The sequence below is a fragment of the Candidatus Accumulibacter sp. ACC007 genome, assembly GCF_907163205.1.
In the GTDB taxonomy this organism is placed as follows: Bacteria; Pseudomonadota; Gammaproteobacteria; order Burkholderiales; family Rhodocyclaceae; genus Accumulibacter; species Accumulibacter regalis.
On sequence record NZ_CAJQUD010000009.1, the window covers coordinates 304,434 to 323,599 of the forward strand.

Here is a 19,166-nt window from a genome sequence, read left to right on the forward strand (position 1 = left end):
CCGGTTGAACACGCTCAGCCGTCCCCGCCACCAGACAGGGCAGGCGGCGCTTCGACCAATTTAAGAATGGCCAGCGAGATATTGTCGCCGTCGCCGTTGCCCATCGCGCGCGCACGGCCAATCAGCAATTCGGACGCTTCCCGCGCCGACGACGCGCCGTCAATCACCCACGCCAGTTCCTGGTCGGTGAAATAGCCCCACAGGCCGTCGGAGCAGAGCAGGAAGGTGTCGCCGCCCTGCAGATCGTCGGCTTCGCCGAAAGCGATCTTGGGGGCATCGACGCCACCCAGCGAAGTCAGCAGGATGTTCCGGTGGGGATGGACGAGCGCCTGTTCAGGGGTCACCCTTCCCTGCACCACCAGTTGTGCGACGTAGGAGTGGTCAGTGCTGCGAAAGATCAGGCTGTCGCCGCGAAAACGGTAGAAGCGACTGTCGCCGCAGTGCGCCCAGCTGACCTTTCCGGGTTGCAGCAGCAGCATGACTGCCGTGCTGTGCGGATCTTTCTCGTTGATGAAGCGCGACGCCTTGATCAGCATATGCGCTTCGTTGATACTCGATTCAAGCAGTACGCGCGCCGATTCTGAACGTGCGGAAAAACGCTCGAGATTGTCGCGCGCCGTGTGCACCACCTGCTGCGCGGCGAGCACACCCCCGGTATGCCCACCCATCCCGTCGGCGACGACGGCCAACGCCACGCCACCCCCACGCGGATGCGGCAGGATCGCTACGCGGTCCTGCTGCTCGCGGCGGTCACCCTGATGCTGGGCAACGCAGGCATCGATAGAAATTGCCATTGACTAGGACTTTCCGTACGGTCACACGCGACACCATCGTTGGCCGGAGTGCCTGACGAGGCACGCGGAGGCCGGCACAGCAAACGGCGGTCGGCCTTGTTGTTCTAGAAATTCACCCGTCGAAGCTCGCTCGGGCGAGGCAAGTGACTGCTGTGCTCTGGATGGCGCTCGATAAATACGCGGTGGGCAGCAACCACCAGGGTATGCACCTCGTCACTGCTCAGCGCCGGGAAGTTTTCGCGCAGGACACGATAGGCCAGCAGTTCGAGCGACTGTCCGGCCCAGCCCTGTTGCGGATCAAAAAATGGCTCGATCATCACGAAGGCCGCGTCGAACGCCGTCCGCAAGTCGAGCTGGCGCCGCCGCTCCTGCTCGGTTGCCGCCGTTCGTTCCAGCCCTTCGCTCAAGTCATTGCCCTTCCCGTCTGCTCCTGTCTTCCGCTTCGCGAGCCCGCAGCACGCACCGTTGCACTTTGCCGGTGGTGGTCATCGGCAGCGCTTCGACGAATTCTATCGCTTTCGGCGTCTCGTAGGGAGCCAGATGCTGCCGCACCTGCCGCTGCAGTTCGTCGACCAGGGTCGGCGATCCCATTACACCCGGCTGCAGGACGACGAAGGCCTTGACCAGCGTTCCCCGCAGCGCGTCCGGGATACCGATGACCGCGCAATTGGCAACCGCCGCATGCTTGAGCAGGCAGTTCTCGATTTCAGCCGGGCCAATGCGATAGCCGCCGCTGTTGAAGACATCGTCGGCGCGTCCCTGGTACCACAGGTCGCCGGCTTCGTCGATTTTCGCCAGATCGCCGGTCAACCCCCAGCCGTCGCCGACAAACTTCTCCGCCGTCGCCTGCGGATTCTGCCAATAGCCGAGCATGATCACCGGATCGGCCTCGCCGTTGCACTGGCGATGCACGGCGACCTCGCCGAGTTCGCCCGCCGGCAGTACGGTGCCCTGCGCATCGACGACGGCCACGCGGTGCCCCGGATAAGCGCGGCCCATGGCGCCGGGCCTGGCTGGCCAGCGCGACGCACAATTGCCGACGACGTAGTTCATTTCGGTCTGCCCGAACATCTCGTTGATCGTCACCCCGAGCTTTTCACTGGCCCAGTGGAAGACCGCTTCGCCGACCGGCTCGCCGGCGCTCATGATGCTGCGCAGATCGAGATCGTAATGCGCTCGCGGCTCGGGAACGGCCTTCATCATCATCTTCAGCGCGGTGGGAAAAAGGAAGGTGTTGCGGATGCCGTACTTCTCGATCAGCGAAAACGCCTTGCCGGCGTCGAAACGGCCCTTGTAGGCGAGCAAGGGCATTCCGAAGTGCCAGGTCGGCAAGAGCACGTCCCACAGACCGCCGGTCCACGCCCAGTCGGCCGGCGACCAGAACATGTCGCCCGGTTGCGGGAAGAAGTCATGCGAGCAGGCGTAACCGCTGAGGTTGCCGAGTAGCGTCCGGTGCGCCATCAACGCGCCCTTCGGCTTGCCGGTGGTGCCGCTGGTGTAGATGATCATCGCCGGGTCGTCGGCGGCGGTAAGCGTCGGCGTGTAACGCGGAGAGGCGTGCTCGAGGACTTCTGCCCACGGCTTTACGCCGTTGCCGAGCGCCGCACCAATGCCGATCACGTGCCGCAACTGCGGCAGGCGGTCGCGCAGGGCGAGCAATTTCGGCAGCGAGTCTGCATCGACGATGGCCACGTGCGCACCCGAGTCGCCAAGCCGGTATTCGAGGGCGTCCGGTCCGAACAGATGCGACAGCGGAACCGCCAGCGCGCCCATCTGGTAAGTGGCGACATGTGCGATCGCCGTTTCCGGGCATTGCGGCAGGACGATGGCGACGCGATCACCGGCCAGCGTGCCGAGTGCGGCGAGGACATTGGCCAGCCGGTTGGCCTGGCCTTGAATGTCCCAGAAGGTGTGCGCCGAAGTGAAGCCGCTTTCATCCTCGTAGTACAGCGCGAAGCGACTGCGCTCGGCAGCCCAGCGGCCACAGACATCGACCGCGATATTGAAGGTCTCCGGAACCTGCCAGCGAAAGTTCTCGCAAAGCGCCGCGTAGCCGCCGCTCAGACTATTGATTTCCATGGCTTCCCCATTTCGGCAGAGCCGCCGGCCCGAGTGTCCGAGTGACCGTTTCAGGCGCCGACGTTCAAACGCTCATCGATCAGTTCGATCCAGTGCCGCACCGGCATCTTGCTGCCACTCTGCAGATGCGTCTGACAGCCGATATTGGCGGTCACCAGGAGCGCCGGCGAAGCGGCGTTCATGGCCGCCAGCTTGTTGTCGCGCAACTGCCCGGCAAGCACCGGCTGACTGATCGAATAGGTCCCCGCCGACCCGCAGCACAGGTGCGGATCGGCGACCGGCGAAAGCCGATAGCCGGCAGCCGTGAGCAAGGCCTCGACGACGCCGCGAATCTTTTGCGCGTGTTGCAGCGTACAGGGCGAGTGGAAGGCGACACGCTCGCCGGTATCGGCACCGGCCTGGCGCAGCAAGGCGGCCAACGGCTCCTGCTCGGCGGCCAGCACTTCGGAGGCGTCGCGCGTCATGGCGGCGATCCGGGCGGCCTTGTCGGCGTAGACCGGATCGCCTTTCAGCAGCTTGCCGTACTCGCGCACGTGCTCGCCACAACCCGAGGCGGTCATCACGAAGCCCTCGACACGACCGCTCTCGACGTCCGGCCACCAGGCGTCGATCACCTGCCGCATGTCGTCGAGCGCCTTCTCCTGCGCGTGCAGGTGGTAGCGCAGCGCGCCGCAACAGTTGGCCGCCGGCGCCTCGATCAACTCGATCCCCAGGCGGTCGAGAACGCGTGCCGTCGCGGCGTTGGTGTTCGGCGTCAGGATCGGCTGCACGCAACCGGCCAGGGCAATCATCCGGCGCTTGTGCCCGGCGCGCCGCGGCCACGGCCTGGCAGCCCCGCCCGCGGCCATCGGCACCTTTTCGGCCAGCGCCGCGGGCAGCAGGGGGCGCATCAACTGGCCGATGGCCACCGCCGGCCTGAAGATCCAGCGCCGCGGCAAGGCTTCGCAGAGCAGGAAGCGCGTCGCGCGTACGGCCAGCGGCCGCGGCACGCGCTCTTCCATGACCTCGCGGCCGATTTCGAGCAGGCGGTGATAGCGAACGCCCGACGGGCAGGTTGTCTCGCACGCGCGGCAACCCAGGCAGCGATCGAGATGAAGCTGTGTCGTTTCGCTGACCGCCTGCCCTTCGAGCATCTGCTTGATCAGATAGATCCGCCCGCGCGGCCCGTCGAGCTCGTCGCCGAGCAACTGGAAGGTCGGGCAGGTCGCGGTACAGAATCCGCAGTGCACGCAGGAGCGCAGAATCGCGTCGGCCTCGCGCCCGGCCGGCGTGTCCTTGATGAAATCGGCAAGATTGGTTTGCATGGTCAGCGCACTCTCATAATCCCGGATACATCCGGCCGCGGTTGAAAACGCCTTGCGGATCGAAGGCGCGCTTGAGCTGGCGATGAATCCGCAGCAGCGGCGCCGGCAGCGGCTGGAAAACGCCTTCCGAAGCCTTCAGGGCATCGTCAGCGCGAAACAGCGTCGCATGCCCACCGGCCTTTGCCGCCGCAACCCGGATCGCCCGTCCGTCGCCCTCGCGCAACCAGCGTTGTGCGCCGCCCCACTCGATCAGCGTCGAGCCGGGAAGCGGCTGCGCTGGCGCGACAGACGGCAATGACAAACGCCACAACGGCTCTTCTCCGGCAAAGAAGGCGTAGGTCTGCTCGCGCAGCGACTCCCAGAACGCTGTCGCCAGGCCAGCGGCCAGTTCCTCACCGCCGAGATGTCGCTGCGCGGCGGCGACCGCAGCAGCGGCCCCCGAAAGACGCAGCGTCAGCACCCCCTGGTGCCAGGCCGATGCCGAAATCGGCAATGGCCGGCCACCCCAAGCGTTGAGTTTGCCCAGTGCCGACGCCTCGTCGATGGAAAAACGCAGGCTCTTCTCGGCAACGGGTAGCGGCAGCACCTTGAGCGATACCTCGAGCACGATGCCGAGCGTGCCGAGGCTGCCGGCGAACAGGCGGGCGACGTCGTAGCCGGCAACATTCTTCATCACCTGCCCGCCGAAGGAGAGCACTTCGCCAGAACCATTCAGAACCTTGACGCCAAGAACATAGTCGCGCAGCGCACCGACGGCCTGCCGACGAGGTCCGGAGAGGCCAGCGGCGAACATCCCGCCAACGGTCGCCGAGGGGCCGAAGTGCGGCGGCTCGAAGGGCAGCCACTGCCCTTTCTCGGCAAGCGCCGCCGCCAGTTCGCGCAGCGGCGTGCCGGCACGCGCGGTGACCACCAACTCGGTCGGTTCGTAGGCCACGATGCCACGGTGGCCGCTGACTTCGAGGACTTCGCCCTGCTCCGGGCAGGCGTAGAAGGCCTTGCTGCCACCGCCACGAATGGCCAGGCTGCGGCCGGCACTCGCCGCGTCGGCGACGCGACCGATCCAGTTGTCGATCAATCCTTCCATCACGACCTCGGTGAAGTGGTGCTGCCGACGCGGGCCAGGGTGTACTCGCGGCAGCGGGCGAGCGTCGGAACGCCCTTGCCGGGGTTGAGCAGCCCGTGCTCGTCGAAGGCCGCTTTCAGACGGTGAAAGGCAGCGATTTCGGCCAGACTGAACTGCTCGGCCATGACGTCGACCTTTTCGATACCGACGCCGTGCTCGCCGGTGATCGTGCCGCCGAACTTCACCGACAGTTCGAGGATCGCGGCGCCGAAGGCCAGCGCTCGATCGAGTTCGCCCGGCTGGTTGGCGTCGTACATGATCAGCGGATGCAGATTGCCGTCGCCGGCGTGAAAAACGTTGGCACAACGCAAGGCATATTTCTCCGACAGGCTGTTGATGGCGTCGAGCATCTCGGCCAGACGCTTGCGCGGAATCGTCCCGTCCATGCACAGGTAGTCGGGCGTCATCCGCCCGACCGCCGGAAACGCCGCCTTGCGCCCGGCCCAGAAGCGCAGGCGCTCGGCTTCATCCTGCGAAACGCGAATCCCCGAGGCGCCGCTTTTCTCGAGAACCGCCGTCATCCGGCCGATCTCTTCGGCAACCTCTTCGGGAGTCCCATCCGACTCGCAGAGCAGAATTGCCGCGGCGTCCATGTCGTAACCCGCATTGACGTAGGGTTCGACGGCGTGGATCGCCTTCCTGTCCATCATTTCCAGCCCGGCCGGGATGATGCCGGCGGCAATGATGCCGGCGACCGCGTCGCCCGCCTGCCGCACGTCGCCAAACGACGCAATCACCACCTGCGCCAGTTCCGGCTTCGGCGTCAGCTTGACGGTCACCTCGGTGATCACCGCCAGCAGGCCCTCGGAGCCGTTGATGAGCGCCAGCAGGTCGTAGCCGGGGGCGTCCAGGGCGGCATTGCCGAACTCGACGATCTCGCCGTCGATGGTCAGCCCGCGCACACGCATGACGTTGTGCACGGTCAGGCCATACTTCAGGCAATGCACGCCACCCGCGTTCTCGGCCACGTTGCCGCCAATCGTGCACGCGATCTGCGAGGAGGGATCGGGCGCGTAGTAGAGCGCGTACGGCGCAGCCGCTTCGGAGACCGACAGATTGCGCACGCCGGGCTGGACGACCGCCGTACGCGCCACCGGGTCGACGCTGATGATCTTCTTGAGCTTGGCCAGCGAGACGACAACCCCGTCCCGGTGCGGCGTCGCCCCTCCGGAAAGGCCGGTCGCGGCACCACGTGCCACCACCGGCACTTTCAAGGCATGACAGACCTTGAGGATCGCCTGCACCTGCGCCTCGTCGGCCGGCAGGGCAACGATCAACGGCAGCTGCCGATAGGCGGTGAGGCCGTCACACTCGTAAGGGCGCATCTCTTCTTCCTCGACCAGCAGCGCCTGCGCTGGCAGTACCGCGCGCAGGCTGGCGATCAAGGCCTGCCGGTCAACCGTGAAACGCCGATCGGCGACGCTACTCTCGATGCTCATCTGCAGTCCTCGCAGCAAGAAGGGAAGAAATGTGCCGAGGCCACGGTGCTCACGCAGAGGGCAGGCCCCATCAGCGCTCGGCGGCTCGCCCGCTGACCAGATCGTCGGCCAACACAATACCGACGCGCCGGGCAGCGCAACGTACGTGTTCGTGGGAATGACGGCGCGCGCGTGCGGGCTCGCCGGCGGCAACCGCCGCGAAAATCAGGCGATGCTCGGCCTGTGCCTCCTCCGGCAAGACGCCATTGCGACCCGGCATGGTCCAGGCCAGGCGACGCGACTCGGAAAAATGCCGGCCAAGGAATTCCACCAGGCGACGCGTATAGCTGTTGTGGGTGGCGGCGGCGATCGCCAGGTGGAAATCGTCGTCGGCTTCGGAACCATCGCTGCCGCTGGCCAGCGCGTCGTCCATGGCGTGCAGGAAACACTCGATGGCGACAACGTCGGCGGGCAGGCGACGACGGGCAGCAAGTTCGGCAATCGAACTTTCGATCATCGCCCGCAACTCGAAGATCTCTCGCAATTCGACCAGCGCCGGGCCGTCTCCCTGCCAGAACCTGAAATTCAGGCTTTTCGGCACCAGGGCGACGAAGGCGCCCGCGCCCTGCCGCGTCTCGACGCGACCGTCGGCCTTGAGGCGCGCCACTGCCTCACGAATCACGGCACGGCTGACGCCAAAGGTTTCGGCCAGCGCTTTCTCGACCGGCAACTGCTCACCCGGCTTGAGCTCGCCGCGCGCGATCTGCCCTTCAAGGGCAATCGACACTTCCTCGCTGAGGCGAGGCCGGCGGACAATTCTCTTCGTCTCGATGCGCTTTAGTTCATTGGTGAGCATGGCAATCCAGTTGTCTGACAACTTTGCAGCAGAATACTACAAGCGGCGGCCGATGCAATACCTGCGGCTGGCGCCAGTACTTCCGCACATTGACTGCACGGTCGGCAACAGGCGCCGAGCGTAGCCGGCGTACCGGTCCGAGTTGCGGGGCGGCTCGACCGTTTCGGCCTTTCTGCTACAATCGCCCGCTCGCTGCGCCCGTGCCGGGCCCCTCTGCAAGCCACCGCTGGCGGAGGCAAACGAACCGCCGAGGTAACCGAATGTCCGCCATCGTTCATCATCTGAATCGCCTCTTGCCCGGACTGATGCCTCTGGTCAGGTATCGTGCCGCCGACTGGCCACATGACATTCGCGCCGGCCTGTCGGTGGCCGCGGTGGCCATCCCGATCGCCATCGCCTACGCGCAACTGGCCGGTTTCAGCCCGTCGACCGGCCTCTATGCCTCGATCCTGCCGATGGTCGTTTACGCCTTCGCCGGCACCTCGCGGCAGCTGATCATCGGCCCCGACGCGGCGACCTGCGCGATGCTCGCGGCGGTGATCGCGCCACTGGCCGCGGGCAACAGCGGCCATTACCTCTCGTACAGCATCGCGCTCACCCTGCTCACCGGCATTTTCTGCCTTTCGGCAAGCTTTCTTCGCCTTGGCGGCCTCGCCGATTTCCTCGCCCGACCGATCATCATCGGTCTGCTCAACGGCGTCTCGCTGTCGATCATGATCGGTCAGGTGGGCAAGGTCCTCGGCAGCAAGCCGGAGGCCACGCGCTTCTTCAAACAGCTGATGGAAATCCCGCATCTGGTTCTCACCGCCCACTGGCCGACAGTCGTCCTGTCAATCTGCTGCGCCGCAGTGATGTTCTTCCTGCCGCGCTACACGAAGCTCATTCCAGCGTCTCTGGTGACCATGGCCCTTGCCGGCCTGGCGGCGTTCGCGTTCGGGCTCGACAACTTCGGCGTCGCGCTGATCGGCCCGGTGGCCGCCGGCTTGCCGGAGCTGGTCATCCCGGAGCTGCACCTCGACGTCGTCGGCGAGCTGGCTGCCTCGGCGGCCGGACTGGCCCTGGTGTTGTTTACCAGCGGCATGCTCACCGCGCGCAGCTTCGCCGAGCGCAACGGCTACGACATCGACGTGGACCGCGAATTCGCTGCCTTCGGCCTGGCCAACATTGTCTCGGCGCTGTCGCAGGGCTTTGCCGTCACCGGCGCCGATTCGCGCACCGCGGTCAGTGACGCCAACGGCGGTCGCACGCAGATGGTCAGCATCGTCGCCGCGCTGGCCATTTCCCTGCTCCTGCTGGTCGGAACGGGATCGCTGGCCTGGTTGCCGATACCCGCACTGGGGGTCGTCCTGCTCTTCGCCTCGTGGCACCTGCTCGACTTCCAGGTCTTCAAGCGCTACCAGTTGATCGAGCGCTCGGCAGTGCTCCTCGGCGTGATCACCATGCTCGGCGTACTTGCTTTCGGGGCGATCAAGGCCATCATGCTCGCCGTGACCCTGGCCCTGCTGATGTTCATCCGTCGCGTCGCGCGCCCGGACTGCGAGGAACTGGTCAATGTGCGCGGCCGGGCGGGGCTCTACAACCACAAGCTGTTTCCCGACGCGGCGACGATCGACGGCCTGCTGCTGCTGCGCTTCTGTGGCCCGCTGGTCTTCTTCAATGCCAATCATTTCCGTGCCGAAGTGCATCGCGCGATCGCCCGCCAGCGGGTACCCGTCGAACGCGTGGTCCTGGACATGATTGCCATGACCGACGTCGACATCACCGGCATCGACACCCTGGGGCGACTCGATAGCGAACTGGCAGCGAAGGACATCACGCTGGTTCTGGCGGGAAGACAGGTCGAATTCGAGCAATGGCTGAAGGCCACCAAACACCCCGACGAGGCACTGCAGCAGCGCGCGTTCCCGACCATGCGCCAGGCCGTTCGCCATTGGCGCGGGCGCGATGGCAGCCGCGGCGTCGCCGACGAGGCTGAAGACACCGGCGGGGTAACGGCGGGCGGGGAAGAGCGCGAGTCGGCAGGCGAGCCGCCGGTCGCGCCGAGCACACGATAAGCGGCCGGCAGTCGCCACGCCGGCCGAGCGGTGGGTCAGCCGGCCTTCTCGTTTTCCAGGGCCTTCGCCGTGATGTGTTCGTAAAGATCGATCAGTCGTGCGGCCAGCGCGTGATATTCCGGATGCCTCGCGACCATCGGCTTGAGGTCCTGCGTGTCGGCGAAAACGCGCTCGAGAAAGGCGATGTCCATGTCGTCAAGCCGCGCCCCCGCATCGACCTTCTCTTTCAGATCGATGGCACGAGGCAGGCGTTCCTTTTCCAGACGTTCCAGAACCACTGCCGCCAGACCCCGATCTTCCGCTTCCTGATTCATCGCCTTCTCCTTCTCCGGTGGTGGCGCCAATGCGGCCACTGTCGCCGTGGATAATGCCAGCTTTGGCGAACCCAAGGCAAGCGCTGGCACGAGCCGTCGGCAGACAGGGCGGCAGGACACGGCCCGTCGCCGCGAAATGCCTTGCCGGCAACGGCGCGGATCACACGCCGTTACACAACAGTGACAGAGCTCCAACAGATCGTCGGCGGGCGATTCGCTACTCTTCGTCCTGTCGCTGCTGCGCTCCCCTCCCCCTCCCCGCGCGGCAGTGATCGCAGCACCCGGCCCGCCCAGACTCTCCCTCTGTGCGGGCCGTTCCCTTTCTGGCAAGCTGTGCGGCAATTGAGCTGCCTGGCCAGCGACGGCGACGTCGCCGGACGGTGCACGCAATCTGACGCAGCCCCCTGCAAACGTCGTGGAGTGATGATGATGAACCGATGGACAAGCGCAGCCGCGTGCCTGCTGTCTTCACTGGTACTGGCCTTCGCACCGGCGGGCGCCGCCGCCCGACAAGCGACGGCAGAGAAACTGCCGGCGGGCGTCGAAAAGCTGAGTACCGTCGAAGGGATCAGCGAGTATCGCCTGACCAACGGCCTGCGTTTCATCCTCTTTCCGGACACCGCCAAACCAACGGCTACGGTCAATGTGACCTATCTGGTCGGTTCGCACGACGAGAACTACGGCGAGACCGGCATGGCCCACCTGCTCGAACACCTGATCTTCAAGGGATCGAAGAATTTTCCGGATCCCACCAGGGAGTTCAAGGCGCGCGGTTTCCAGATCAACGGCACGACCTGGCTCGACCGCACCAACTACTATGTCACCTTCCCGGCCAGCGACGATAACCTCAAATGGGCGCTTGGCTGGAGCGCCGACGCGATGGTCAACTCGTTCATCGCCAGGAAGGATCTCGATAGCGAGATGAGCGTCGTGCGCAACGAGTTCGAGATGGGGGAAAACAGTCCGAGCCGGGTAATGATGAAACGCCTGCAATCGCTTCTCTTCGACTGGCACAACTACGGCAACAACACCATCGGCGCACGCAGCGACATCGAGAACGTCCGCATCGAGAACCTGCAGACCTTCTATCGGAACTTCTATCAGCCCGACAACGCGGTCCTGACGGTGGCCGGAAAATTCGACGAACAACAGGCGATGAAATGGATTGTCGCCAGCTTCGGCAAGCTGGCAAAGCCGACGCGCAAGCTGGCCAAGCAATGGACCGTCGAGCCGACGGCGGACGGCGAGCGCGAATTCGTCGTCCGCCGCAAGGGTGAGGTGCAACTGCTGACCCTGGCCTATCGCACGCCATCCAGCCTGCACGCCGACTCCGACGCAGTGAGCATGGCCGGCGAGATTCTTGGCGACACGCCGAATGGTCGCCTCTACCAGGCGCTGGTTCAGCCGGGCCTGGCGGCGCAGGTTTTCGCCTATACCATCGACGCTCGCGAGCCCGGTTTCGTGGTTTTCGGCGCGCTGGTCAACAAGGGCGAATCGCTGGACCGCGTCCGCGAAAAGATGATCGAAGCCATCGAAGGCGGCTTCGCTCGCCAGCCGGCGACCGAGAGCGAGCTCGGCCGCGCCGTCGAACAGGCGCGCACCGCTTACGAGCGCGCGCTGGCCAACCCGGAGGTATTCGCCGTCATGCTTTCGGAGTACATCGCGCTCGGTGACTGGCGACTGTTCTTCTACTCCCGTGACCAGCTCGACCAGATCAGGCCGGCGCAGGTCGATGTGGCCGCCGCGAAGTACTTCGTACGTGACAATCGCGTGCTTGGCAGCTTCATCCCCGAAGATTCGCCGCAGCGCGCCGAGATCCCATCGGCGCCAACTGCGGCAAAGCTGCTGGCCAACTACAAGGCCAGCGAAAAGGGCGACGCCGGCGAGGCCTTCGACGCTTCGCACGAGAACATCAACCAACGCTCGCGGCGGCCGAGCGTCGGCGAGTTGCAAGTTGCGCTGCTGGCGAAAAAGAATCGGGGCCAGACGGTCAACGTGGCGATGGGCTTCCGCTGGGGCGATGAAAACTCGCTGCGCAATCGCGACATGGCGGGCGCACTGACCATGGCCATGCTCAGCCGCGGCAGCGAGCAACTGACCCGCAAGCAAATCGCCGACGAGTTCACCCGCCTGAAAATCCGCGGTGGCCTGACGCAATTCGAGACCAGACGCGACGAGTTACCCGAAGCGCTCAGGCTGGCCGCGCAGCTGCTCAGACACCCGACCTTCCCGGCGAGCGAGTTCGACGAACTGAAACGGCAGACGCTGACCGCACTGAAGCTCAGCTCGACGATCCGCAGATGCTCTCCAGTGACGCACTGGCCGCTCATTTCAACACCTACCCGCCTGGCGACCCGCGCTACCACGCGCAACTCGCCGAGCGAATCGAACAGCTGCAGGCGACGACGCTCGCCGATGTCGTCGCCTATCACCGCGAGCTGATGGGCACTGCGCGCGGTGAGATCGCCATCGTCGGCGACTTCGATGAAGCGGCGATCACCGCGGAACTCAGGCAGCTCTTTCCGGATTACGTCTCGCGATCACCCTACGCCCGCGTCGATCGGGAGTTTCGCGAAGTGGCGGCGCAGCGCATCGCCATCGACACCCCCGACAAGGAAAACGGCTTCGTGCGCGCGCGTCTCGATCTGCCGCTGCGCTTCGACGACGAAGACGCACCCGCGCTCTACGTGGCGAACAACATATTTGGCGGCTAGCAGCGGACTGTCGAGCCGGCTGATGGATCGCTTGCGCCAGAAAGACGGCCTCAGCTACAGCGCGGGCTCGTCGCTGTCGATGGGAATGCGGGAGAATCTGTCGACCTGGTCCTTTGCCCGCCATGGCCGCTCCACAGAACCTGGCTCGCGCCGAGCAGGCCTTCCTCGAGGAGCTGACTCTCGCCCGCCGCGACGGCTTCACGGCTGACGAGGTCGCCGAGGCGAAGAAGGGAATCCTCGAAGCACGCGCGGGTCGCTCGCTCGCAGGACAGCGCGGTGGGCTGCACGCTGGATTTCACTGCTCGACCTCGGTCATGACTGGCTGTACTCGAAGGACTTCGAGACGCGGGTGATGGCGCTGACTCCGGGAGCAGGTCAAACACCGCCTTCCGCAGTACATCGACCCCGTGCAGCTGACGCTGGTCGTCGCCGGCGACGCCGCAAGGGAAAGGCAACTGACGCGGGCGACCGCGGCTCACCGGGCCAGGCTGCCAAGATGGCTGCGCCTGAGGACCCGCTGACTATTTCTTCAGACTGTCACGAATCTCGCGCAGGGAAGCAGCACCTCCTCCGCTGGCGCGGCGGGGGATGCCGGCGGCTCGTTGCGCTTCAGGCGATTCACCTGCTTGATCATCATGAAGATGATGAAGGCAAGATGACGAAGTTGAACCAGAATGGTCAGGAAATTGCCGTTAGGCGAAGACGGGAACCTGCGCCGTCCTCAGCGCGTCCAGCGTCGTCGCGACGACCTTCCGGCACCGTGCCCAGGACCAGGAACATGCCCGAAAATCGAGCTTGCCGCCCATGATGAGGGCCACCACCGGCATGATCAGATCGGCGAACGACAGATTCGACGATCTTGCCGAAGGCACCGCCGATGATCACAGCCGACGGCGAGATCCATGACGTTGCCCTTCATTGCGAAACTCTTTGAACTCCTGCATCATGCTCATCATTTCTCCTTTGTCTTGGGCCAGGGAAAGCGCATCGTGTGGCCACTGTGGGGTCATCGGCGAACGCTTGTCAAACGCCGCGCAGTCTTTCGCCGGCGGCGGCCAGCGTCGCCTCCTGCTTGGCGAAACAGAAACGGACGACGCGCTCGTCGTGACCGTCGTGATTGAAAACGGACACCGGAATCACCGCCACACCGACGTCGCGGGTCAGCCAGCGGGCAAACTCCTGGTCGGGGAGGTCGGAAATGGCGCTGTAACGCGCCAGTTGAAAGTAGGTGCCGCGGCAGGGCAGCAGCTCGAAGCGCGAAGCGCCGAGCTGGCGGCGGAAAAACTCGCGCTTCCCTTCGTAGAACGCGGCCAGGCCGAGATGCCGCGAGGCGTCGCGCAATGTGACTCGGCAATCCCCAGCTGGCAGGGCGTATTGACCTGTAAAACAACGTTGAATGATGGGACCGTGCGGGGAACTGCGCATCAGTTCGCGAACAGGACCAGCACGTAGCCGATCTTCCAGCGGTGAATGGGGATAGGTCGTGCCAAAAGACGACGACGATGCTGCGGGCGGACAGTTCCGGATGCGCAGCGACGCTCTCGTGCCGGGGCACCGTCGGAAAACGATGTGTTCATAGACCTCGTAGGCGTTTAGACAGAAGCACGATGTCGTATCGCGTGTCAGTTCGGCCAGGAGCCGCGAGTATCGTCAGCGTCTACGAAAAGGCAAATGGTTGGGGTTGCTGCAGCGCGAAAATTGATGATGATCATCCGCTAGTGCGCGGGTGAGCAGCGAAACGAACCTGCTGACATCACGGCCGGTTAATCGGGGAAGCGCAGCGCCGCGGTAAACGGCATTCCCGCCAACCGTTCGACTCGCCGGCACTTAGCTGTCGTATAAGACCGGCTCGAAGACGATCACCTCAGTCGCCACTAGCACGAAGGCGGCAATATCGCGTGGGGAAGAGTCGACTGCGTGGCCACCGGCGGTCACGTGATTGTATTCGGCGTCGTAGTCGGCGCCATAGAGCGCCGCGACTTGTCGGCGGATCGCCGTGCGCAGTTCGGCCACACCGGCCATTGGCGATAATGGTTGCGCACCGCGCTATCGGGGCCCGCAGGGTGGCGCTCGGGAACAAAGCGCGCTTCGGACATGAAATAGGGCAAAACCCCTGCGCCAGGTGATCGCGCCGCAGTCGGCTGGGAGAGCTCGACATCACCCGTGAAGCTGGTGGGTTCCCAACAGCGGGGGAAGTTTCGGAGGTCGATGGGACTGGGGACTGGCGCATGGCGATAAGACGACAGCCGCGGTGGAGAAGTGAGAAGGGCGTAGTTTAGGGGCCCTGGCGAATAAACAAGGCACAGCCGCTTCAGGTCGGCGAGAAGCATCGAAGGGCGGTCGAAGCCAGCCGCCCTGGTAGTCGTAAAGGGATCTGCTAGCATTTGCGACGGTCGCCGTTTCATCGTTCTTGCCGGCAACCACCTGGCCCCCGAAGACCCTCCGGCGCAGCCTTTGCCGCCACGGACTCTCGTCCTCATTCTGAGCACGGCCAAGACGCGCCGCGGAAGGAGACCCGCCGCCGTTGACGGCGCTGGCCGCGCACGAGTTGAGCGGCCTGACGTCTCCAGGTCACTCGTCGGGGGCGTTCATGGCGGGTTGCAGTTTCATTGTAGCCAACCGCGACAGGCTGGTTGGGCGGCCTTCTCCGGAGACAAGGACAGGTTCCTGTCGACAGCGGGCAGGCCCGTATTTTACTGAGCCGATTAGGATCCGATTCTGGCGAGCGTCCACTCAGCATTGCATGGCGCTACTCGTGGTGTGGAGGGCCACAGCCGCTGGCCGTCGGCTGGGATGGGAAAAAATGGCGCGCCAAAGGGCGGAAAAGCACTTGCCGGCCAACGCCCGGGCAGCATTAGAATTCCGCCTGGACAGCTGATTAGCTGACGATCGGTGTGGCTGTTATCAGCCTGGCAAGGACAGCATCGTTACACACGGTGATGGAGAGGCTGGCTGCTCTGGGCCAAGGATCGTGAATACGACTTGGCCGAATTCGCTTCGTCAAGCGGACGGAGGCGCACGCCATGATTTGGTCGTCGCGACCGGGGCCAAATCCCCTGCCAGCAGGCAGAGGCAAAACATAGCAGTTCATCAACTTGGCGCTGCGGCGACTTCGATGCACGCACGGCGAAAGAATTGCTCAACCATCTGCTGAGGCGAGTACGGCCGGCGGCGAAGACCAACATTCAGCGGCGGAAATGCTGCGCTTTGATCACGGTAGCCTCATTCGTCGGCTCGTGGCAAAGACGATTCGAACCAGCCGGACTGGCAGACGCCCGTCTACGATTTTCGTTGCCGCAGAGCCTGCCAACAGCATATGCCTGCCGGGGTGAATGTCGTATTCCAGGGTTGTCGTCAGAGACGGCGCCAGAATCGGCCGCCGCTTCGTCGATGGCGCCGGCCTACAATTCCCCGCTGTGTTTTTGCGGACAGACTATATCCATCATCGTTCCTCTATTCGGCCAGGGGACCACGCTATGGCTTCCTGGCTGGGGTGAATCTTAGGACCCGTCCGGCGGTGGCTAACAAACCCATTCGGCTGCGGGTGACCTGGTGGGGTGCTATTCCGGGCAATAGCGACTACGCCACGACAGCGGTGGTCGTGCCACGCTATAAAGGTCTTGTGACGGCCATGCTCGAAACGACTGGCGAGCGCACCGCCAGCCACAGGCGACACGGCGGCGCACGCCAGCCCTGAGCCGCCAGCGCGCCGCGGGTCCGGATCACGAGGGGAGGAATGCGCAGCACATCTGGCCGGGATACGATCCTGTCGGTAGGTGACCGAGCAGTTTGGCTGGTGGCATCGAATGGCAGGCATTTGTTATCGTGTTTCGGATTTGTAGTATGTTGCAGGCTTCAGAGGAACTCTAGCTGCACATGGTTAAGTCGCGGGACGACACGGTTGTAGAAGAGGCGCTTCCGGCGCGCGTCTGGGTACTTCATGCCCGAAAGCATGACGTTGAACCGGCGACGCCGTGACGTATGCCACAGCAAAGGAGGATTGTATCCTTGCTGGTAGATCGCGGCCGACACCGAAAAACGGTCGCCGCCCCACTGCCGCCTTCAAGGTCACGGTCAGCCCGGTTACGGTCAAGCCCTGCGTGCTGACCGATATAGCCTCTAAGGGCATTCGCCAGCGCACGGTTCATTGGTCAGTCTGGCTTGGCAGCATCGTCGTTGGGGCGCATGGTCACAGATCAGAACGCGACTGCGCCTTTGGGAGCGAAAAGCTTCTCACTGCTTCATTGAACGATAATCGAAAAGGCCAATGCTGATTTACCTACGGTTGAGCGGACGCCCGTGGCGCCGGGAAGTGACTTGGCGGTGGTTTGACGAGGGTCGGCAAACGGCAGAGAGTCTAGCAGTTTCTCCAGGCTTGGCAAGCCAGTGGCAAGAGCCCGCAAGGCACAACGCCCGGCGGCGGGCGTTGCCCCGTGCGCGCAAAAAACCGAGGCTCAACCGTAACGGCCTTAGATATAGTCAGATGGTCCTCCTTGTGTTGTACCGGAGCAGAACATTTGCTCGGTTAAGCGCTGCTCGACCCAACTTGCCCATCAACATGAAGATGCATTCCGCGCTGGCACGAAGGCCTGCGCCATGTTGTGGGTGGACGCTGGATATTGGGAGATGGCCGGCAGTGCCCAGAGCAAACTCACTCGAAACGACTTCGGTCAACCTTCGAGGGTGGTTCGAGGGGGATCACAGGGCTCTACATCAGCAAACAGCTTCGGTTCACGGGTAGCAGACGAGCGATACACAGCTTCTGCGCTCTTCCAGCGACAGTTCGGGCGCACGTGGCGCTTGACAGGGTCGATCCTTGACCTGTCCCAAGCAGCACGGTGGGGGGGCGGGGGGCCCCCCAGGGACTCCTCGACGATCGTCCGCAGTGCCCTGGTGCACGTACCGCCGCCCTTCGGCGGCAGCGAGTGACGAAAAGGACTACTTGTACGCGAAGCTCGAACGGGAGCGGATTGGGACGCTGGAAAACCATAACCCACTGCGTGCGCACATGGATCAGTTCGAAGGCCGGGTCGTAGATATTTCTGGGCACATGACGTCGATATGCACCGATGCGCACGTAGCCGAGACGCTCGGTGATGCGTTGACGCTGCGATGCGACAGAGAGGTTATCTGCCCCATCTCGAGGGCACGATCATCGATGGGATCATCTCAGGGCGGATGCGCAGATCCACGTCGGACAGAGCCTGGAAAGGTTCCGTACCAGGGTCCGTTTTTTGGTATCGATCGCGTATCTGGAGCTGGCTGCGCAGAGAAGCGGCCTTGGACGGCGGTCATCTCGTTGGTCCTTCGTTGGCATTACAAACGTCAGGTCGTGGCAAGCCGCGTCGCCCGGCGCGCGAAAGCTGGCGCCATGCTGCCGCGGCAACTGGTCGCAGCTAGGCAAACCGGGCTCAGACGAAAATCGTCCTCTACGTAGTCGAGGGTCGCTGCTCCTTCACTCACGGGAACAGATGCTCGGTGAGCCCTCGACGCACTCGACATTCAGGCAAGAACGCAGTGCGGTTCGGCCAGGCGACGCCGCGCTGCTGCACGAGGTTGGTGACCAGGAGTGATGGTCCCCTCCCGGCGCAGCTCCTTGAGCACATCTTCGATGGCATCGTGGTCACCGGTGGTCGACGGCGATCGAGAATCGTCATGAGATCAAAACAGATCGGGCTCCGGCGACAAGGCCCGGGCGATCGTCAAGGCGTCAGGCGTGCTGCTGGCCGCCGAAAAGCAGGCTGCCAAGCGCATGCAGACGATCTTGACATAGTCCCAGAGGGGCCGCACGGTCAGACAGCGCACTGGCAAGATCATCGTCCAACCGGCCTCGTTCTTGATCCCCAGCAGGCGCGGCGAAGGGCAAGTTCTCAGAGACCGTCATCGCAGGCCGACCGTGAAGCGGAAGACGACACCGATGCGATACTGCGCAGCGCATCGAATTTTTCAGGTAGGCGGGTATCTATCGAGGCCGTTGAAGCGGATTTCGCCGACCAGACGTGCATTCCGTGTTGAACCGGGTCCATGCGGTGGACCCAGCCGTGTTTTTAAGGAGGAACGAGGTTCTTGCCGGGCGTTGGCGGGGACAATGATGCCGAAGATCTCGTGCTCGCGAATCTCCAGGTTGACGTCCTTCAACGCACTGCATTGCCAGTAACTGATGGTAGGTACTTGGCGCCAGCTTGATCCGCGAGCCGCGGGAAGCGGCACCGTCCCTGACCGGTAGCACGCCATCGTTCGAGAAGCGCTTTTGACTTACCATTTCTTCTTCCCCTGGAGCACCGCGAAACGCGATACGAACGCGAGTTAATCAGCAACACCAGTCCAGATGAGGAACCAGAGCGATACCGAACGGGACCTCCTCGGCGATGCCCGACTGGGGTCGCGGCGACAGACGAATAAAGGTGTGCAGACGACAAGGCCATGGTCTGGTCAAAAGAAGCTTTGCGGCAGGACCGGGCGTGTGAAGAACACCGCGCGGTGAACATGATCGGTTGCGGTCTCGCCAGC

General features: G+C 64.0%; 14 protein-coding genes and 1 pseudogene. 3 read left to right on the plus strand and 12 right to left on the minus strand.

Translation table 11 applies throughout. From position 1 onward, the window contains the following. Window positions 1–14 precede the first annotated feature (14 nt). From QZ634_RS19115 to QZ634_RS19145, 7 genes are all read right to left on the minus strand, one after another. Window positions 15–794, minus strand: a complete 780-nt coding sequence (locus QZ634_RS19115; protein ID WP_291991073.1) for a protein phosphatase 2C domain-containing protein — start codon at window positions 792–794, stop codon at window positions 15–17. 104 nt (window positions 795–898) lie between these two features. After that, window positions 899–1,201 (minus strand): hypothetical protein, encoded by a 303-nt coding sequence (locus tag QZ634_RS19120; protein ID WP_291991074.1) that lies wholly within the window; start codon window positions 1,199–1,201, stop codon window positions 899–901. A gap of 1 nt (window position 1,202) precedes the next feature. Further along, on the minus strand, window positions 1,203–2,873 hold the full coding sequence (locus QZ634_RS19125; RefSeq protein WP_291991075.1) for an AMP-binding protein: 1,671 nt from the start codon (window positions 2,871–2,873) through the stop codon (window positions 1,203–1,205). Between the two features lie 50 nt (window positions 2,874–2,923). Further along, complete coding sequence (glcF, locus tag QZ634_RS19130) at window positions 2,924–4,177, minus strand: glycolate oxidase subunit GlcF (protein WP_291991076.1); 1,254 nt, start codon at window positions 4,175–4,177, stop codon at window positions 2,924–2,926. A 13-nt stretch (window positions 4,178–4,190) separates the two neighbouring features. Continuing rightward, on the minus strand, window positions 4,191–5,261 hold the full coding sequence (gene glcE, locus QZ634_RS19135; protein ID WP_291991077.1) for a glycolate oxidase subunit GlcE: 1,071 nt from the start codon (window positions 5,259–5,261) through the stop codon (window positions 4,191–4,193). Beyond that, window positions 5,261–6,739, minus strand: coding sequence for an FAD-linked oxidase C-terminal domain-containing protein (locus QZ634_RS19140; RefSeq protein ID WP_291991078.1), 1,479 nt, complete (start codon window positions 6,737–6,739; stop codon window positions 5,261–5,263). The genes glcE and QZ634_RS19140 overlap by 1 nt, the downstream gene beginning before the upstream one ends. Window positions 6,740–6,809: 70 nt before the next feature. After that, window positions 6,810–7,574, minus strand: coding sequence for a FadR/GntR family transcriptional regulator (locus tag QZ634_RS19145; RefSeq protein ID WP_291991079.1), 765 nt, complete (start codon window positions 7,572–7,574; stop codon window positions 6,810–6,812). Between the two features lie 260 nt (window positions 7,575–7,834). Here QZ634_RS19145 and QZ634_RS19150 point away from each other — a divergent pair, with 260 nt between their 5' ends. After that, window positions 7,835–9,628 (plus strand): SulP family inorganic anion transporter, encoded by a 1,794-nt coding sequence (locus QZ634_RS19150; RefSeq protein WP_291991080.1) that lies wholly within the window; start codon window positions 7,835–7,837, stop codon window positions 9,626–9,628. Window positions 9,629–9,663: 35 nt separating this feature from the next. Here the strand turns inward: QZ634_RS19150 and QZ634_RS19155 are convergent, their stop codons facing one another. Further along, window positions 9,664–9,942 (minus strand): hypothetical protein, encoded by a 279-nt coding sequence (locus QZ634_RS19155; protein ID WP_291991081.1) that lies wholly within the window; start codon window positions 9,940–9,942, stop codon window positions 9,664–9,666. 429 nt (window positions 9,943–10,371) lie between these two features. On the opposite strand from QZ634_RS19155, the gene QZ634_RS19160 reads away from it, so the two are divergent. Both QZ634_RS19160 and QZ634_RS19165 read left to right on the plus strand, forming a co-directional pair. Further along, on the plus strand, window positions 10,372–12,384 hold the full coding sequence (locus QZ634_RS19160; RefSeq protein ID WP_291991082.1) for a M16 family metallopeptidase: 2,013 nt from the start codon (window positions 10,372–10,374) through the stop codon (window positions 12,382–12,384). Beyond that, window positions 12,384–12,656 (plus strand): insulinase family protein, encoded by a 273-nt coding sequence (locus tag QZ634_RS19165; RefSeq protein ID WP_291991083.1) that lies wholly within the window; start codon window positions 12,384–12,386, stop codon window positions 12,654–12,656. Before QZ634_RS19160 ends, QZ634_RS19165 begins: the two co-directional genes overlap by 1 nt. Window positions 12,657–13,177: 521 nt before the next feature. Here QZ634_RS19165 and mscL read toward each other — a convergent pair. The 4 genes and pseudogenes from mscL to QZ634_RS19185 form a co-directional block, all read right to left on the minus strand. Continuing rightward, window positions 13,178–13,609, minus strand: a pseudogene (gene mscL, locus QZ634_RS19170) (large conductance mechanosensitive channel protein MscL). Between the two features lie 70 nt (window positions 13,610–13,679). Further along, a complete protein-coding gene (locus QZ634_RS19175; RefSeq protein ID WP_291991084.1) occupies window positions 13,680–13,997 on the minus strand; it encodes an aminotransferase class I/II-fold pyridoxal phosphate-dependent enzyme in 318 nt (105 codons plus the stop codon). Between the two features lie 486 nt (window positions 13,998–14,483). Next, a complete protein-coding gene (locus QZ634_RS19180; RefSeq protein ID WP_291991085.1) occupies window positions 14,484–14,678 on the minus strand; it encodes a hypothetical protein in 195 nt (64 codons plus the stop codon). A gap of 3,639 nt (window positions 14,679–18,317) precedes the next feature. Then, window positions 18,318–18,473, minus strand: coding sequence for a hypothetical protein (locus tag QZ634_RS19185; protein ID WP_291991086.1), 156 nt, complete (start codon window positions 18,471–18,473; stop codon window positions 18,318–18,320). Window positions 18,474–19,166 lie beyond the last annotated feature (693 nt).

What these genes read in the sequence shown, in the direction of transcription:
- QZ634_RS19185 (WP_291991086.1), bottom strand. Translation starts at nt 18,473, where the DNA reads ATGATCTTGCCAGTGCGCTGTCTGACCGTGCGGCCCCTCTGGGACTAT.
- glcF (WP_291991076.1), bottom strand. Translation starts at nt 4,177, where the DNA reads ATGCAAACCAATCTTGCCGATTTCATCAAGGACACGCCGGCCGGGCGC.
- QZ634_RS19125 (WP_291991075.1), bottom strand. Translation starts at nt 2,873, where the DNA reads ATGGAAATCAATAGTCTGAGCGGCGGCTACGCGGCGCTTTGCGAGAAC.
- QZ634_RS19160 (WP_291991082.1), top strand. Translation starts at nt 10,372, where the DNA reads ATGAACCGATGGACAAGCGCAGCCGCGTGCCTGCTGTCTTCACTGGTA.
- QZ634_RS19150 (WP_291991080.1), top strand. Translation starts at nt 7,835, where the DNA reads ATGTCCGCCATCGTTCATCATCTGAATCGCCTCTTGCCCGGACTGATG.
- QZ634_RS19180 (WP_291991085.1), bottom strand. Translation starts at nt 14,678, where the DNA reads ATGGCCGGTGTGGCCGAACTGCGCACGGCGATCCGCCGACAAGTCGCG.
- QZ634_RS19155 (WP_291991081.1), bottom strand. Translation starts at nt 9,942, where the DNA reads ATGAATCAGGAAGCGGAAGATCGGGGTCTGGCGGCAGTGGTTCTGGAA.
- QZ634_RS19145 (WP_291991079.1), bottom strand. Translation starts at nt 7,574, where the DNA reads ATGCTCACCAATGAACTAAAGCGCATCGAGACGAAGAGAATTGTCCGC.
- QZ634_RS19165 (WP_291991083.1), top strand. Translation starts at nt 12,384, where the DNA reads ATGGGCACTGCGCGCGGTGAGATCGCCATCGTCGGCGACTTCGATGAA.
- glcE (WP_291991077.1), bottom strand. Translation starts at nt 5,261, where the DNA reads ATGGAAGGATTGATCGACAACTGGATCGGTCGCGTCGCCGACGCGGCG.
- QZ634_RS19115 (WP_291991073.1), bottom strand. Translation starts at nt 794, where the DNA reads ATGGCAATTTCTATCGATGCCTGCGTTGCCCAGCATCAGGGTGACCGC.
- QZ634_RS19140 (WP_291991078.1), bottom strand. Translation starts at nt 6,739, where the DNA reads ATGAGCATCGAGAGTAGCGTCGCCGATCGGCGTTTCACGGTTGACCGG.